The sequence below is a fragment of the Arthrobacter sp. UYEF36 genome (assembly GCF_040547025.1).
Classification (GTDB): Bacteria; Actinomycetota; Actinomycetes; order Actinomycetales; family Micrococcaceae; genus Arthrobacter.
Genome location: NZ_JBEPOX010000004.1, coordinates 157,488 through 174,275, shown reverse-complemented (window position 1 = coordinate 174,275; position 16,788 = coordinate 157,488). Strand labels below are relative to the sequence as shown.

The window sequence follows — 16,788 nt, the reverse complement described above, 5'->3', positions numbered from 1 at the left end:
GGGACATTGGCTTACATGCGCCGGGGCGCCATTGCGTTAGGCACGTCACAGCCGTAGTGGATCCCGCAGACGAGCCGCCGGCGCAACGGCCAATAGACTAAAGCGCATGGCCCCCGCTATTGGACTTTCCGCAAGCGCCCGATTCCTGCGCGGCCGCGTCCGCACCGGCCTGGTCCGGAGCCGGAACTCCCTCGTGCCGGCCATCCAGATGACCGCCTGCGCCGTCGGCGCCTACGCGTTCGCCGAGTACGTGCTGGGCCACAGCGGCCCGCTCTTCGCCGCCACGTCCTCCCTGATCTCCCTGGGCTTTTCCCGGGACCCCCGGCTGCGCCGCGTGATCGAGGTTGGCCTGGGATGCACCATCGGCATTGTGGTCGGGGACCTGCTCCTGCACTGGCTGGGCGCCGGGATGTGGCAGGCCGCCGTCGTGCTGCTGTTCTCGATCCTGCTGGCGAGGTTCCTGGACAGCGGCACCATTTTTACCACCCAGTTGGGGCTGCAGTCCCTGCTGGTGGTCCTTCTGCCGGCGCCGGCCGGGGGGCCGTTCACCCGCAGCATTGACGCCATCGTGGGCGGCGTGTTCGCCCTGCTCGTGACGGTCCTGATCCCGAAGGATCCGCGCCGGGAACCCCGAAACGACGTCAAGAAGATCCTGCACGAGCTCGCCGAGGTCCTGCGCGAATGCGCCTCAGCGCTGAGCTACAGCGACTCCACCCAGGCCTGGCATGCGCTCATCCGCGGGCGGAACTGCCAGCCCCTCATCGATGCCATGCGCCAGTCCCTGCGGGCCTCCGGCGAAGTCGCCACCCTGGCGCCCGCCTACCGCCGGCACCGGGACGAGCTGGACCAGATGGAGCAGTCGCTGGACTACATCGACCTCGCCCTGCGTAACAGCCGCGTCTTTGCCCGCCGCCTGACCAGCGCCATCAACCATGCGGCGCTGTCCGACGACGCCACCCAGAACATCGCCGACGTCCTGCAGGACACGGCCGACGCGGTCGACGAACTCTCCCTGGGCCTGGCGGAAGTGCACGACGGCGTCCGCCGCGCGCACCTGCGGACGGCCCGGACGGAACTGCGCGAAATCGCCGGACGGCTGCACCCGCGGCTGCTGGACGTGCAGCGGCTCGAGGGCGAAACCGTGGTCATGCTGTTCCGCCCGCTGATGGTGGACCTGCTGGAGGCAGCCGGCGTCGACTCCCGGGAAGCCCGGGACATCCTTCCTCCGCTGTAGCTGCGGCGGCGCGGGAGCGTGCCTGTCGGCGGGCGCCGATAGGGTGGAGCAATGGCTACCAAGACTTCCCGGGCTACCAAGGCGCCGGGCTACAAATGCGCCGAATGCGGCTGGACCACGGCCAAGTGGGTGGGCCGCTGCGGTGAGTGCCAGGCCTGGGGCACCGTGGAGGAAACCGGCGGCGCCGTAGCGCGCACGACGGCGGCCACCACGGTACTGGAGCCGGCCCGCCGGATCGCGGAGGTCGACGCCACCACGGCGGCGTTCCTGCCCACCGGCGTGGACGAACTGGACCGCGTGCTCGGCGGCGGGCTGGTCCCGGGCGCCGTAATCCTGCTCGCGGGCGAACCCGGGGTCGGCAAGTCCACCCTGCTGCTGGACGTCGCCGCCAAGTTTGCCCGCACCGCGCAGGACGTCCTCTACATCACGGGCGAGGAGTCCGCCGCGCAGGTCAAGCTCCGCGCGGACCGGATCGACGCCGTCGCGGAATCCCTGTACCTCTCCGCCGAAACGGACCTCGGCCAGGCCCTGGGCCAGGTCGAGAAGCTCGAGCCGCGGCTGCTGATCGTGGACTCCGTGCAGACCCTGAGCAGCGCCGACGTGGAAGGCAGCGCCGGCGGCGTCTCGCAGGTCCGGGAGGTCGCCGCCTCCCTGATCGCCGCGGCCAAACGCCGCAACATGACCACGCTGCTGGTGGGGCACGTGACCAAGGACGGCTCCATCGCCGGTCCCCGGCTGCTGGAGCACCTGGTGGATGTGGTGTGCCAGTTCGAAGGCGAACGCCACTCCCGGCTGCGCCTGCTGCGGGCGGTCAAGAACCGTTACGGCCCCACGGACGATGTCGGCTGCTTCGACCTGAACGAGGACGGGATTGTGGGCCTGGCCGATCCGAGCGGGCTGTTTGTCTCCCGGACCAAGGAGCCGGTCTCCGGCACCTGCATCACGGTGACCCTGGAGGGGCGCCGCCCGCTGCTGGCCGAGGTGCAGTCCCTGCTGGCCGAAAGTTCCAGCTCACAGCCGCGCCGGGCCACGAGCGGGCTGGACAGTTCCCGGGTGGCCATGCTGCTGGCCGTGCTCCAGCAGCGGGCCGGCTGCCTGCTGAACAAGGACGATTCCTACGTGGCAACCGTGGGCGGCGTGAAGCTCAGCGAGCCTGCCACAGACCTCGCCGTCGCACTGGCCGTGGCCTCGGCGAAGGCCAAAAAGCCCCTGCCGCAGCGGCTCATCGCCTTTGGCGAAGTGGGGCTCGCCGGTGAGGTCCGCCCGGTGCCCGGCATCAACCAGCGGATCCATGAAGCCCACCGGCTGGGGTTCACCCATGCCGTGGTGCCCGCCAGCCCGAACGGCCCGGGCCCGGTGCCGGCGGGCTTCTCGGTGCGGGAAGTGGGTCACCTGACAGAAGCGCTGAGCCTGCTGATCAGCTGAGGCTGCCCTGGTTCCCTGAGTTCTGCCCGAAAGGCGACTTAGGACCCTAGCCCGGGCCGGGTATCCGGCGGAAAATTGGGGTCAGGAACGGCTACCGGCGAAGGGATCAGGCCATGATGGGTTACTACGGAGACGGCTTCGGCTGGATGTGGCTTTGGGGGCTGCTGTTGCTCGTCGGGATCGCAGTGCTGGTGCTGCTCGCGGTCCGCCTCTTCACCGGCGGATCCAACCGCGGCGGTCCGGCCCACTATGGACCCTACGGCGGCCCGCCCTATGGCCCACCCGGAACTCCACCGGGCGGCAAGAGCCAGGCGCGGCTGATCCTCGATGAACGGTTCGCCAGGGGCGAGCTCACCGCGGAACAATACCGCGAGAATGTGAAAGTACTCGGCGAGGAGCCGTAATGCGGCCGATCAGCCGCCGCAACGCCCTGCTGGTGGGCGGCCTGGGCGCGGCGGCCACCGTGGCGGGCGGCGCCGGGCTGTGGTGGTCCCTGGCTTCCGCGCAGCAGCCGGCTGGCGTGGGCGGGGGGAACGGCGGGGGCGCTGCGCCCGCGCAGGGCCCCGAGCTGCACGGTCCCGCCGAACTCCGCAGCGCAGACGGCCGGCTGCAGCTCACCCTGGACGCCGCCCCCGGACGGGTGGAGCTCGGCGGCCGCCAGGCCAGGGCCCTCTGCTACAACGGCACCGTCCCTGGCCCCACCCTGCGTCTGCGGCCCGGCGATGAGCTCAGCGTCCGGCTCGAGAACAGCCTCAACGAACCGACCAACCTGCACGTCCACGGCCTCCACGTGTCCCCGCAGGCCGATGGCGACAATGTATTTGTTGAGGTCCTGCCCGGACAAGGTTTTGACTACCGTTACAAGCTGCCTTCGGACCACCCGCCGGGCGTGTACTGGTACCACCCGCACCACCATGGCATGGTCGCAGACCAGCTCTTCGCCGGGCTCTTCGGGGCAATCATCGTCGAAGATCCTGAAGCCATCCCGGTGGGCACGGAACGGGTTCTGCTGGTCTCGGACACCACCCTGGACAGCGCCGGGAACATCGCCGCCGTGTCGCCGATGGAACGCATGGCCGGCCGGGAGGGTGAACTGCTCCTGCTCAACGGGCAGCGCAACCCCCTCCTTACGGCCCAGCCGGGCGCCCGGGAACGGTGGCGGATCATCAATACCTGCGTGGCCCGCTATCTCCGGCTCCGGCTGGACGGCCAGCAGCTGCAGTTGCTCGGCATGGACTCGGGGCGGTCCGCCCAACCCGAAACCGTGGACGAACTCCTGCTGGCGCCGGGCAACCGGGCGGACCTGCTGGTGACCGCCGCCGCCGGTGAATCCGTGTTGCAGGCCCTCCGCTATGACCGCGGCGGCATGCCGGGAGTGATGGGGCGCGGGCCGGTCCCCGGCCGCGGAGCAGACGCGCTGGCGACCTTCCGGGTCAGCGGCGCCTCCGCAGCACCGCCGGGCTCCGTCCCGTCCCGGCCGGCCCCGGAGGACCTGCGCACTGCCGCCGTTGCCGCACGCCGGCAGCTTGTCCTGTCCATGGGCGCGGGATCGGGACGCATGGGCGGGGGGATGGGCGGCATGATGCGGTTCACCATCAACGGCCGCGAATACAGCGAGTCCCGCACGGACACGACCGCCGCGGCCGGAACCGTGGAGGAATGGACACTCGTCAACACCAGCCCCATGGACCACCCCTTCCACCTGCATGTGTGGCCGATGCAGCTGATCAGCGACAACGGGCAGGACGTCGGCTCCGTGGCGATGCGGGACGTGGTGAACGTGCCGGCGAACGGCCGCGCCACTGTGAGGATCGCCTTCCGCGACTTCAGCGGCCGCTCGGTCTACCACTGCCACATCCTGGACCACGAGGACCTCGGCATGATGGGCGTGATCGAGGTCCGCTGACCGGAGAAACACCTTGCAAAGCATACCCCCCAGGGGTATGGTGAAGTTGACTCCACACATCGATGACCCTGCCCAGGAGCGCACATCATGGAACACCGGCACACCAGCCAGGCCGTTGGCGGCCAGCAAATGAACCACCCGCACGAGGAACACAGCGGCCCCCAGCCCCACGGGACAACCCGGCAGGACGACGAGCACATGGTCCACAGCGACGGGCAGCATGCCGGGCACAGCGTCGCGATGTTCAAGAACAGGTTCTGGCTGACCCTTGCCCTGGCCGTCCCGGTGGTCTTCTTCAGCCCCATGATCGGCCACCTGCTCGGCTACCAGCCACCGGTGTTTCCCGGCTCCGCCTGGATCCCTCCGGTACTGGGAACTGTCATCTTCTTCTACGGCGGCCAGCCGTTCCTCAAGGGCGGCCTGCATGAGCTGAAAAGCCGCAAACCAGGGATGATGCTGCTGATCGCCATGGCCATTACCGTCGCCTTCACCGCCTCCTGGGTGACCACCCTGGGGATCGGCGGCTTCGACCTCGACTTCTGGTGGGAACTGGCCCTGCTGGTCGCCATTATGCTGCTGGGGCACTGGATCGAAATGCGCGCCCTCGGCTCGGCCCAAGGCGCCCTGGATGCCCTCGCGGCGCTGCTGCCGGACGAGGCGGAACGCCTCACGGAGTCCGGAACCGAAACCGTCAGCGTGTCAGAGCTCAGGAGCGGCGACACCATTTTGGTCCGGTCCGGCGCCCGGATGCCCGCGGATGGAACCGTGATCGAGGGGCAGGCCGAATTCGACGAATCGATGATCACCGGCGAGTCCAAGACCGTCCTCCGCTCCCCCGGGGACCCCGTGGTCGCGGGAACCATCGCCACGGACAACAGCCTCCGCGTCCGGGTGACAGCCATCGGGGAGGAGACCGCCCTCGCCGGCATCCAGCGGCTCGTGGCCGAGGCCCAGGCCTCCTCCTCACGGGCCCAGGCCCTCGCCGACCGTGCGGCCGCCTTCCTGTTCTACTTCGCCGCAGGGGCCGGCGTTATCACTTTTATCGTCTGGACTCTGCTGGGCAGCATGCCCGACGCCGTGGAACGCACCGTCACGGTGCTGGTGATCGCCTGCCCGCACGCCCTGGGCCTCGCCATCCCGCTGGTCATCGCGATCTCCACGGAGCGGGCAGCCCGGGCCGGTGTGCTGATCAAGAGCCGGATGGCGCTCGAGCGGATGCGGACGGTCGACGTCGTGCTGTTCGACAAGACGGGGACCCTGACCAAGGGTGAGCCGGAACTGAAGGACATCGCCGCCGCCGAAGGGACCGACCGGGACGAGCTGCTCGCCCTGGCTGCCGCGGCGGAGTCGGACAGCGAGCACCCACTGGCCCGCGCGATCGTGGCGGCCGCCCGCGAGCGCGGGCTCCCGATCCCGCAGGCGAGCGATTTCACCTCGCTGACCGGCCGCGGCGTCCGCGCCACTATTGATGGCAGGTCCATCCTGGTGGGAGGCCCTGCCCTGCTTAGGGAACTGGGTGCAGAGGAGCCCCCACCCCTGGCCGCCGCCACGGCTGCCTGGCGGGACCGCGGGGCAGCGGTGCTCCATGTGGTGGACGGCAACACCGTGCTGGGGGCCGTGAGCCTTGAGGATGCGGTGCGCCCGGAATCCCGCCAGGCGGTCGCGGCGCTGCAGCACCGCGGAATCAAGGTTGCCATGATCACCGGCGACGCCCATCAGGTGGCCCAGGCCGTGGCCGCCGAGCTGAACATCGACGAGGTCTTCGCCGAGGTCCTCCCGGCGGACAAGGACAAGAAGGTCGCCGAACTCCAGTCCCGCGGCCTCCGGGTGGCCATGGTGGGCGACGGCGTAAACGACTCCCCCGCGCTGGCCCGGGCCGAGGTGGGGATCGCGATCGGCGGCGGAACTGACGTCGCGATGGAGTCCGCCGGTGTGGTCCTCGCCGGGAACGACCCCCGGGCGGTGCTGTCCATGGTGGACCTGTCCCGGGCAAGCTACCGGAAGATGTGGCAGAACCTCGTGTGGGCGACGGGCTACAACATCATTGCGGTGCCGCTGGCTGCCGGCGTCCTGGCCTTCGCCGGGGTAATCCTCTCGCCGGCTGCCGGCGCCGTACTGATGTCCGCCTCCACGGTCGTGGTGGCCCTCAATGCCCAGCTGCTGCGGGGCCTGAAACTCAACCCTGCCGACGTCGACTGACCGGACAGTGACCCCCATGCCGGAGACCAACCCCCGCTATCCGTCCTTCGGACGGTCCTTCGCCCGCGTGGGTCCGTGGATGGACGCCCGCGGGGCAGCGGAGCACCGCCGGCGCCTCCTGGCCGTGGCACACGGCGCCGTCATCGAAATCGGGGCAGGCTACGGCGCCACTTTCCCGTTCTACCCTTCCGCAGTGACGGGCGTGCTGGCCCTCGAACCGGACCCCACGCTCCGGGAGCTGGCCCGGGCCGCCGCGGCCAGGGCCCAGGTGCCGGTCACCGTGGAAGACGGCGTGGCGGAGTCGTTGCCGGCGGCGGACGCCTCGGTCGACGTCGTGGTTTCCAGCCTGGTGCTGTGCAGCGTGACGGACCAGTCTGTCGCCCTGGCGGAGGTGGCCCGGGTCCTGCGGCCCGGTGGCCTGCTGCTGTTCTATGAGCACGTCCGCTCGGCACACCGGCTGCTCGGAGCCGCCGAAGACCTGGTCACGCCGCTGTGGAGCCGGATGGCCGGCGGGTGCCACCCGAACCGGAACACGACCGCCGTGATCGCTTCAGCAGGCCTCACGGTGCAGGGCCTTGAGCGCTTCGGCTTTTCGGTCCTTCCCGGCAACCCGCGGCTGGCCCATGTCCTGGGGGCGGCCAGCAAACCCTGAATACCGCCGCCGCGTGACGTTCCCGCCCAGTCACTTCAGCCCGCCGGACTTCACGGCCGCGGATTTCCGCGGATTTCCACTGCCCTTGGCACGTCGCGGGACAGGTAACTGGGCGGGAGCGTCGGTCCCGTCCGGCACGCCCCACGCAAAAGGGACGCCTGCCGCAATGGCAGGCGTCCCTTCAGTCAAACCAGTTGGAGCTGTGCTTAGGCCTTCTTGGGCGGCAGCGCCAGCTTGAAGACCTTGGCCCAGGTGGAGCCGACCTGCTTCCAGATCGGGCCGGTGGTGTAGGGCAGGCCGTATCGCTTGCAGATCTCCTGCACCTTCGGGGCCACCTCGGCGTAGCGGTTGGACGGAATGTCCGGGAAGAGGTGGTGCTCGATCTGGTGCGACAGGTTGCCGGTCATCAGGTGCATGAACTTGGAACCGGAGATGTTGGCGGAGCCGATCATCTGCCGCACGTACCAGTCACCGCGGGTCTCCCCTTCCACCATTTCCTCGGTGAAGGTGTCCGTACCGTCGGGGAAGTGTCCGCAGAAGATCACCGCGTGCGCCCAGACGTTGCGGACGGCGTTCGCGGTCAGGGTGCCGTACAGCGCCTGCTTGCCGGAGCCGGTCAGCATGGCGACGGCGGGAGTGGCAGCGTAGTCCTTGGTGAACTGCGTGAGCGCCTTGCGGCCAAGGGCCTTGAGGTCCTTGGTGAGGGCTTCCTTGGACTTTTTGCCCTCTTTGTAGTCGTTCAGCTCGAGGTCATAGATCGCGATGCCCCACTCGAAGACCGGGGCCAGCAGGGCGTTGTAGAGCGGGTTGCCCAGGTTGAACGGCTTCCATTCCTGGTCCGGGTCCATCCGCAGCAGGTTGTATCCGACGTCGTTGTCCTTGCCGATGACGTTGGTCCAGCGGTGGTGCAGATCGTTGTGGGTGTGCTGCCAGGCGCGCGCCGGGGTAACAAAGTCCCATTCCCAGGTGGTGGAGTGGATGTCCGGGTCCCGCATCCAGTCCCACTGGCCGTGCAGGATGTTGTGCCCGAGCTCCATGTTTTCCAGGATCTTGGCGAAGCTGAGCAGGGTGGTCCCGGCAACCCAGGCCGCCTTGTGCTTGCTGACCAGCAGCGTGGCGCGGCCGGAAATCTCCAGTCCGCGCTGGATCTTGATCATGCGGCGGATGTAGGCGGCATCGGAGGCTCCGCGCTTGGCAAGGATGTCGTCCTTGATGGCGTCGAGCTCACGGCCCAGCTCGGCGACCTGCTCGTCGGAGAGATGCGCGGCAGCCGGCGGCCGGAGGGTCGGGCTGCCCGTCTCGGCAAGGGCGCCGGGCCGCGTCTTCACGGCCACGGGCGCCTTGGCCTGGGGAGCGTCCTCGGAAAGGTCAGGCTTGTCGGAAATAATCGTCATGCGGGTACTCCTCAGAGGTCGAGGTTAACGGGTCCGGCGGCTGCCGAAACACACGTCTGGATTAGTTGGCCGGGCTCGCCATGGACTTCGTCCGTACGCAGGTCACGAACCTGGCCGGCCCGGAGGGGGATAAGACAGCTGTGGCAGATGCCCATGCGGCAACCGCTGGGCATCAGGACGCCGGCGTCCTCGCCGACGTCGAGCAGCGGGGTGTCGCCGTCGGCTTCGACTTCGCGGTCCGACGACTCGAAGGTGACAAGACCGCCGTCGTGCCCTGCGCCGCCGGCCAGCTTGGTGCTGAAACGTTCGATGGTGAGGGTGGCCTCCGAGGAGGACTCAGCGGTTGCGGTCTCCACCTCCCACAGGGCCTCGGCGTCGTCCAGGAAGCTTTCCGGGCCGCAGGCGTACGCGGCGCGCTGGCGCCAGTCCGGGCAAAGCTGTTCCAGCCCGACGGCGGAGCTGAAGTCCAGCCGCCCGCGTTCGCCGGTGAACCAGTGGATGACGCGGAAGTTGGGGAACTGGTCCGCGAGTTCGGCCAGCTCCTCGCGGAAGATGGCATCCGCGGGGGTCCGGGCCGTGTGGATGAGGACGACGTCAGAGTCCGGGCGGTGCGGAACGAGCGTGCGGATCATCGACATGACCGGGGTGATGCCGCTCCCGGCGGTGAGCATCAGCAGGGGACGCGGGTGCTCCGGCAGGACAAAATCGCCCTGCGGCGGCGCCAGGAAGAGCACGTCGCCCGGCTTGGTACTGCGCACGAGAGTGCCGGAAACGGCCCCCATGTCGCTGACCGTGATGGCCGGGTCCTGCCCGGCGGGGGCGCTGAGCGAGTAGGACCGCCAGTGGCGGACACCGTCGAGCTCGACGCCTATACGGGCCCACTGGCCGGCAAGGTGTGCTTGCCAGCCGCGGCCGGGACGGAAGAAGATGGTGGCGGAATCGGCCGTTTCTGGAACCACCCTTGTGACCACGCCGCGCAACTGGCGGGCGGAAAACACAGGATTGAACAGCGACAGAATGTCTTCTGGAGCTAGTGGGGTGGTCAGTAGAGATGCGGCGCGCGCCAGCTTACGGAGCCGGATCATTCATTAATCTTATGTCAGACAGGGTCATAGTTCTTCACCCAAGGCATACGATCGACGTAAAGAAACTATCTCCCCGCAACAACTTTGGACCAATACTCATGAACGCTTCCCCGAAAGTGACCCCCACCTCCCCCGCCTACGACCCTCCGTGGCTGGCCCTGCCGCGCGAGGTGAGCGACGTGCTCCGGCCGAGGATGCCGGGCATTGTTGAGGCAATCATCGACGCCGTGCCGCAGCTCGTGCCGGCTTATGCCCGGCCGATCGAAGGCCGCTTCGGGCGGGGGCTGCGCCGTGGCGTGGCAGCCGCACTGGAGCGCTTCCTGCAGCTTCCGGGAACCCGGCTGCCCGCCCTCTCGGAGGAAAGCCGGCAACTCGTGGCGGGGCTGGGGAGCGGCGAGTTCCGCCAGGGCCGGAGTATGGATGCGCTGCTGAGCGCCTACCGGATGGGGGCCCGCGTGACCTTCCGCGAGATGTCCCGGGTATCCGTGGAGCACCACCTGGGCCAGACCGTGGTGGTGGACCTGGGCGAATCGATCCTGGCCTACATTGACGAGCTGTCCGCGGTCAGCGCCGAGGCGTATGCCTTTGAACAGTCCGAACGGGCCGGCGCGGTGGACCGCCGGCGCACCGAGCTGCTCGACCTGCTCCTGCTGGGCCAGGCCGATGAGGCGGCCCTGCGCCAGACGGCCGCCATGGCGGACTGGTCCCTGCCGAAGCGGATGGTGGTGGTGACCCTGCCGGTGAACCGGTCAGCCGGGCTGCGGATCCGGCTGGGGCCGGGAACGCTGGTTATCGAACGCGAGACCGACGCCGTCGCCCTGGTTCCGGCGCGGCAGTCCAAGGCCGCGCGGGTGGACCTGGACAAGGCGCTCCGCGGCCGCGGGGCGGCCGTCGGACCGGCCGGAGGTTGGGAGAAAGTCCCCGATTCGCTGCGCCTGGCCGTACTGGCAGCCTCGGCGCTGCCGCCCCGGGACGGCCCTGAGGACCCGCCGATCTGGGCCGACGAGCATCTGGCCGAGGTGATCCTCGGCGCGGAGCCCTCTGCCATCGCGGAACTGGCCAACCGCCGGCTGGCGCCACTGGAAGGCTTGCGCCCGGCCCAGCGCGAACGGCTCGCTGAGACGCTGCTGTCCTGGTTGCGGCACTGGGGCCAGCGCGCCCCGGTTGCCGCGGAGCTCGGCATCCACCCGCAGACCGTGGGCTACCGGGCGGCACAGCTGCGCGAGCTGTTCGGAGACACCCTGGAGGACCCGAAGGCGCGGTTCGAACTGGAACTGGCGCTCCACGCCGGCCGGCGTTAAACAGAGCAGGCGTTAAACAGAGCAGGCGTTAGGAATCGGCTACGCCTGGCCGGTGACCGCTTCCCGGCCCTGCAGCCGCAGCTCAAGGTCGTGCATCACGATCTCGGCCAGGTCCTGCAGCGTCCGGGCGTCGGCGGCGCTGAACTCCCGCGGCTCCCGGTCCAGGATGCAGAACGTGCCCAGGTTGTGGCCGTCCGGGGTGCGCAGCGGGACACCGGCGTAGAACTGCAGGCCGAACTCGCCCGCCACCAGCGGATTGGCGAGGGTGCGGGGATCCCTGAGCGCATCCTCGATGATCCAGGCCCCTTCCTGCAGGATCGCGGAGGCGCACAGCCCCGGGTCGCGGCCGATCTGCGTGACTTCGGTGCCGTGGTGGGCCTTGAACCAGATCCGGTCATGGTCCACCACGCTGACGATCGCCACCGGCACCGAGAACATCCGCGCCGCCAGTCCCACTATCCGGTCGAAGGCGCCGTCCGCCGGGGTGTCAAGGATCCGGTAGCGCTCCACCGCGCGCATCCGGCCTTCCTCGTCCGAGGGCTCCGGAGCCGGGTCCATCCGGTGACGCGCGGCGCTGTTGATGACTTCCTGGCGCAGGGCCAGCGATACTTCCCGGGCCGGCGGGCGCTGTGCCGGGTCGCGGGCCAGCATGGAGGACAGCAGCGCAACCCACATGGGGGCGAGCTCCTCAGGGATCTGCGGGTCGTTGAGCAGCCGCGCGACGGCGGACTGGATGGGCGCGCCGGGGTACACCATCTTTCCGGTCAGCCCCTCGAGCAGCACCAGGCCGAGCGAATACACATCACTGAGCGGGCCGACCGGCTCGCCGGCCGCCTGCTCGGGGCTGAGGTAGGCCGGTGTCCCGGAGGTTCCGCCCTCATCCGTCACCGGGCCGCTGCGGGTCACGACGGCAACGCCGAAATCGGTGAGCTTAGCCCTCGGGCGCCGGTCATCGTTGCTGTAGTCCACAAGCAGGATGTTTGCGGGCTTGACGTCCCGGTGCACGATTCCGTGGTGGTGGATGTAGGAAAGCCCGTCCGCCAGGTCATAGCCGATGTGGGCCATGTGTGCTGCCGAGAGCGGACCCTGAGCGCCGCGATGGCGCAGGTCCTGCCCGCGGACCAGTTCCATCACAAGGTAGGTGAGCCGGTCGTCCGGGTCGCTCAGGTCGGCGCCGGCGTCGAACAGCGTCACGAGGGCGTGGTGGCTCATACCGGCCAGGATGCGGATTTCCTCACCCTGCCGGCGGGTTTGTTCGAGATCGTCCGCATCATGGCGGAAGAGCTTGACCGCCACCTCGCGCTGCAGGAGTTCGTCGTAGGCCCGGAACACGGTGGATTGGCTGCCCCTGCCAATAAGGTCGGCGATCCGGTACCGGCCGCTCAGCAGGTAGCCGGATTCCATCCGCTGCTTCCTGGTGGCCGGAACGGCACGAGCCGGTTGAGAAATGAGCTCAGTCAAGGAGTGTTCGTTGTCCCTTATAGCGGGGTCCGCCGGTGGCGCCGGGCGGATCAGTCCAATACCGGCATGAAAGAACACCCGGCGCCCGCATATTTAGCAAGGTTACTTATGATACCGCGGTTTCATGATTCAGGAAGACCTGCGGGCTACCCGTTTTCTTCGCCCGCAAACAAGCGCCGGGTGCTACTTGGCTGGGTTGTGCGTGCCGATCGGCAGCAGCGTCAGGTCCGGGTGGTTCTTCTCGATCCGGCGCAGGGCCCATACGTCATTGAACAGGGCGAGGTATTCGCCGTCGGAGCGCAGCAGCACCTCGGCGCCGGGCACGTTGGCAAGAGCCGGCATGGCGTCCGCCGTCGAAATCCTGGCTACGGAATACGGCAGGCGCTCCAGGCGCATCGGCGCGCTGAAATCGTGCGCCATCCGGTCCTCCACCACTTCGAACTGCATGGGGCCGACGGCGGCCAGCACCGGGGCCTGATCGCCGCGGACGTCCGAGCGGAGCACCTGGATCACGCCCTCGTGCTCCAGCTGCTCGATGCCGCGGCGGAACTGCTTGAATCGGCTGGGGTCCTTGGAGCGTGCCACCTGGAAATGCTCCGGCGCGAACAGCGGGATGGCGGGGAACTCCACCGGGTCCTCCAGGAAGAGGCTGTCGCCCACCCGCAGCGAGGAGGCGTTGACAAGTCCCACAACGTCCCCGGGGAAGGCCTCGTCAATGACCTCGCGTTCCCGGCCGAAGACCTGCTGGGCGTACTTGGTGGCGAAGGACTTGCCGGTGCGGCCCTGGGTCACCACCATGCCGCGTTCGAAGATGCCGGAGCAGACCCGGATGAAGGCGACGTGGTCGCGGTGGGCCTTGTTCATGCCGGCCTGGACCTTGAAGACGAATCCTGAGAAGGGCGCATCCACGGGCCGGGCGGCGCCGTCAATGTCGGGCCGGGGGGCTGCCGGCGGGGCGAAGTCCACCAGGGCGTCGAGGATCTCCTTCACGCCGAAGTTCAGGGCGGCGGAGCTGAAGAGGATCGGCGTCGCCTTTCCGGCGTGGAAGGCGTCAACGTCGAACTCGAGGTTGGACTCGATGACCAGCCCTGCCTCGTCGACGGCGTTGGACCAGTCCTCGCCCTGGCTGGCGGCGGCCTCTTCCGGGGTGAAGTATTCCGTGAGGGCGATGTTGGCGCCGGCGTTGTTGCGCTTGAACTGGGCGAAGCGGTCATTGCGCAGGTCCCAGACGCCGCGGAAGTCACCGGAGATACCGACGGCCCAGGTCAGCGGCATCGGCTGGAGGCCGGTGCGCTCGGTGATCTCGTCCATGAGGGCCAGCGTGTCCAGGCCCGGCCGGTCCCACTTGTTGATCACGGTGATGATGGGCAGGTTGCGCTGCTTGCAGACCTCGAAGAGCTTCATGGTCTGGGTTTCCAGGCCCTTGGCGGCGTCCACGAGCATCACGGCGCAGTCGACGGCGGCCAGCACACGGTAGGTGTCCTCGGAGAAGTCCGCGTGGCCGGGGGTGTCCAGCAGGTTGATCACGGTGTCCCGGTAGGCGAACTGCAGGGCCGCGGAGCTGATCGAGATGCCGCGGTCCTTTTCCATCTGCATCCAGTCCGAGACCGTGTCCTTGCGGTTGGACTTGCCGCTGGAGGCCCCGGCGGTGCCGATCACCTTCGCGTGCAGCGCGAGCGCCTCGGTCAGCGTGGACTTGCCGGCGTCGGGGTGTGAAATGACCGCGAATGTCCGACGCCGGGCCGCCTGCTTGTGAATCTCCTGGACTCGGGCGGGACTAAGGACTTCTTGGGACACGGTGCTACTTTCGCTGCGGCGTTGAATGGTCGCGCTCCCCGGCTTGCGGGAATCCGGCTGGCCCGGTGGGATCGCGGGTTGTTCTGCATGCTGGCTGTGCGGTACTGCTGTGGAGGATTGCTGTTTGGGATTAAAGGGGCGCGGCGACGGGTAGCCGACGGAACACCCAAGGCTCCCAGTTTATCGCAGCCCGTGCCGCAGCCGCGAAGCGGGAGGATTGCCGGGGCGGAGCGGGACGGCGGCTGCTCCAAAGTGCATGTCCTGGCGTGGGCCCGTGGAGCCGTTCCGGAGATGCTTCCGGGAACGTCCTGACGGACCACTTTGGGGCTTGTCCGTGCGGAAGTTGGCCCGCTTACCTCTACTATGGGGAGAGCGGGGAAACGAGTACTTTTGATCCTGCCGGCAATCACTGGAAACCGGCGCACTTGCGGGCTGGGCCTGCACCTTTGAAGGGAACGTCTATGGCTCGGAGCCCTGAAGATTCACTCAAGGCGACGCTGGGCCGGGTGGCGCCGGGCACCGCGCTCCGCGACGGCCTGGAGCGCATTCTCCGCGGACGGACCGGCGCACTGATCGTGCTGGGCATGGACCGGACCATCGAATCCATCTGTTCGGGCGGCTTCGACATCGGTATCGATTTTTCCCCCACGCGCCTGCGGGAACTGGCCAAAATGGACGGTGCCATCATCTGTGACAAGGACGCCAGCAACATCCTGCGCGCGGCCGTCCAGCTGGTCCCCGACTCCAGCATCGAGACCCAGGAGTCCGGCACCCGGCACCGGACCGCGGAGCGTGTCGCCATCCAGACCGGCGTTCCGGTCATCTCGGTCAGCCAGTCCATGCAGATCATTGCCCTTTACGTGAACGGGCTGCGGCACGTCCTGGAGGGCTCCGAGAAGGTCCTGGCCCGGGCCAACCAGGCCCTGGCCACCCTGGAACGCTACCGTTCGCGCCTGGACCAGGTGACCAGTTCCCTCTCGGCCCTGGAAATCGAGGCCATGGTGACGGTCCGCGACGTCGCCGTTACCCTGCAGCGCCAGGAGATGGTCCGCCGGATTTCCGAGGAGATCTCGCAGTATGTGCTTGAACTCGGCGAGGACGGGCGGCTGCTCTCCCTCCAGTTGGACGAACTGACCGTGGGCCGCGGCCCCGGCAGTGACGTGATCATCCGCGATTATTCCGGCCCGGACGCTTCTGCCGACGACATCGAGAAGGCCGTGAAGGCACTCGTGAACCTGGGCCCCACCGAGCTGATCGATCTGGGCAAGATCTCCGGGATCGTCGGCTTCGCCGGCGGCGAGGCCAACCTTGACGCCGTCGTCCAGCCGCGCGGCTACCGGCTGCTGTCCGGGTTGAAGGCTGTGCCGAAGGCCGTCGCGGACCGCCTGGTGGACCACTTCGGCGGTTTGCAGTTCCTGATGGCAGCCACGATCGATGACCTCATGACTGTGGACGGCATCGGCGACCAGCGCGCCCGGACTGTCCGTGAGGGCCTGAGCCGGATGGCCGAGGCAAGCCTGCTGGACCGCTTCCTCTAACCCCCGTCGACTGCTCCTTACCGGCCCTTTTAGGGCCTCAAAATGGCGCCTACGGAGCAGTCGATGGGGATTAGTTAAGCTGGAACACGGCCTTGGGGCTGGTCTTGTTCGCCAGCCGTGCGGTGAAGACGTAGTACGCGCCGCCTGCCCCCGGCTTGGCCTCGATCGGCGCGCAGCCCTGGACCGTGCGGTTGCGCTGCCAGGGGAAGTTCGCCGTCTCGCTCTGCCCAGGGGCGATGGTCTTCACCAGTTCGGTGGAGTCCGTCTGGCAGTCAGTGGACGAAAAGATCCGGTCCGAGCCGCTGGTGATCAGGAATTCCATCTGCGACGTCCCGATATTGACCTCGCACGGCACCTTGTTGCCGTTCGTCACCTTGAGCGTGAGGAGCGGGTTCTCGCCGGCCGCGTAGGCGGCTTTGTCCGTGGCGGCCGTGACAGTCACGAGGTTCTGCTCGCAGCCGTTGCCTGTCGGAGTAGCCGAAGGGGAAGGGGAAGGCGTGGTTTCCGGGCCGGCAGCCGGTCCCGCTTCCTGGCCCGGGGTGGCCGCTCCCCCGCCGGAATTGGACTGCCCGGCGTTGACCACGCTGGAGACGGCGGCGAAACCCCCGAAGGCGACGGCGATCACCAGCAGGAGGGCGGCGCCCACGAAAAGCCGGCGGCGCCGGTAGACGGGGCCGGCCGGTTTCCGGGAGGCTTTGCTCGCAGGCTTGCGGGCCGGCTTGCTGGCCGGCTTGCGCACGGAATCGCGCTCCGCGGGTCGGCCCGAGGTTGCTCCGCTGCCGGAAGCCCCCGGGCG

Annotated in this window: 13 protein-coding genes; 8 read left to right on the top strand and 5 right to left on the bottom strand. The window is 68.5% G+C overall.

Features of this window, described 5'->3' with window-relative positions; genetic code table 11:
- The first annotated feature begins 106 nt into the window (after positions 1 to 106).
- The 6 genes from ABIB29_RS08640 (at position 107) to ABIB29_RS08615 (ending at position 7,416) form a co-directional block, all read left to right on the top strand.
- Positions 107 to 1,234, top strand: a complete 1,128-nt coding sequence (locus tag ABIB29_RS08640) for an FUSC family protein (protein ID WP_354171876.1) — start codon at positions 107 to 109, stop codon at positions 1,232 to 1,234.
- A 51-nt stretch (positions 1,235 to 1,285) separates the two neighbouring features.
- Positions 1,286 to 2,659, top strand: coding sequence for a DNA repair protein RadA (gene radA, locus ABIB29_RS08635; protein WP_354171875.1), 1,374 nt, complete (start codon positions 1,286 to 1,288; stop codon positions 2,657 to 2,659).
- Positions 2,660 to 2,772: 113 nt separating this feature from the next.
- Positions 2,773 to 3,063, top strand: coding sequence for an SHOCT domain-containing protein (locus tag ABIB29_RS08630; protein ID WP_354171873.1), 291 nt, complete (start codon positions 2,773 to 2,775; stop codon positions 3,061 to 3,063).
- Entirely contained in the window at positions 3,063 to 4,565 is a 1,503-nt protein-coding gene (locus ABIB29_RS08625; RefSeq protein WP_354171872.1) for a multicopper oxidase family protein, read from the top strand. The genes ABIB29_RS08630 and ABIB29_RS08625 overlap by 1 nt, the downstream gene beginning before the upstream one ends.
- 87 nt (positions 4,566 to 4,652) lie before the next feature.
- Positions 4,653 to 6,764, top strand: coding sequence for a heavy metal translocating P-type ATPase (locus ABIB29_RS08620; RefSeq protein WP_502915581.1), 2,112 nt, complete (start codon positions 4,653 to 4,655; stop codon positions 6,762 to 6,764).
- Positions 6,765 to 6,780: 16 nt separating this feature from the next.
- The gene (locus ABIB29_RS08615; protein WP_354171870.1) at positions 6,781 to 7,416 is read left to right on the top strand and encodes a class I SAM-dependent methyltransferase; all 636 of its coding nucleotides are present in this window, start codon (positions 6,781 to 6,783) and stop codon (positions 7,414 to 7,416) included.
- A 206-nt stretch (positions 7,417 to 7,622) separates the two neighbouring features.
- On the opposite strand, the gene ABIB29_RS08610 is transcribed toward ABIB29_RS08615, so the two are convergent.
- Together ABIB29_RS08610 and ABIB29_RS08605 are read right to left on the bottom strand one after the other, a co-directional pair.
- Positions 7,623 to 8,810: a fatty acid desaturase family protein gene (locus ABIB29_RS08610; RefSeq protein ID WP_354171868.1), complete on the bottom strand. Its 1,188-nt coding sequence runs from the start codon at positions 8,808 to 8,810 to the stop codon at positions 7,623 to 7,625.
- A gap of 11 nt (positions 8,811 to 8,821) precedes the next feature.
- The gene (locus tag ABIB29_RS08605; RefSeq protein ID WP_354171867.1) at positions 8,822 to 9,895 is read right to left on the bottom strand and encodes a ferredoxin reductase; all 1,074 of its coding nucleotides are present in this window, start codon (positions 9,893 to 9,895) and stop codon (positions 8,822 to 8,824) included.
- A 98-nt stretch (positions 9,896 to 9,993) separates the two neighbouring features.
- Here ABIB29_RS08605 and ABIB29_RS08600 point away from each other — a divergent pair, with 98 nt between their 5' ends.
- Positions 9,994 to 11,196, top strand: coding sequence for a PucR family transcriptional regulator (locus ABIB29_RS08600; protein WP_354171866.1), 1,203 nt, complete (start codon positions 9,994 to 9,996; stop codon positions 11,194 to 11,196).
- A gap of 39 nt (positions 11,197 to 11,235) precedes the next feature.
- Here ABIB29_RS08600 and ABIB29_RS08595 read toward each other — a convergent pair whose 3' ends face one another.
- Complete coding sequence (locus ABIB29_RS08595; protein ID WP_354171864.1) at positions 11,236 to 12,600, bottom strand: protein kinase domain-containing protein; 1,365 nt, start codon at positions 12,598 to 12,600, stop codon at positions 11,236 to 11,238.
- Between the two features lie 240 nt (positions 12,601 to 12,840).
- Entirely contained in the window at positions 12,841 to 14,454 is a 1,614-nt protein-coding gene (locus tag ABIB29_RS08590; RefSeq protein ID WP_354171862.1) for a peptide chain release factor 3, read from the bottom strand.
- A gap of 461 nt (positions 14,455 to 14,915) precedes the next feature.
- Here ABIB29_RS08590 and disA point away from each other — a divergent pair, with 461 nt between their 5' ends.
- Positions 14,916 to 15,992, top strand: coding sequence for a DNA integrity scanning diadenylate cyclase DisA (disA, locus tag ABIB29_RS08585; protein ID WP_354171860.1), 1,077 nt, complete (start codon positions 14,916 to 14,918; stop codon positions 15,990 to 15,992).
- Between the two features lie 70 nt (positions 15,993 to 16,062).
- On the opposite strand, the gene ABIB29_RS08580 is transcribed toward disA, so the two are convergent.
- Positions 16,063 to 16,731, bottom strand: a complete 669-nt coding sequence (locus ABIB29_RS08580) for a hypothetical protein (RefSeq protein WP_354171858.1) — start codon at positions 16,729 to 16,731, stop codon at positions 16,063 to 16,065.
- Between the last annotated feature and the right edge of the window lie 57 nt (positions 16,732 to 16,788).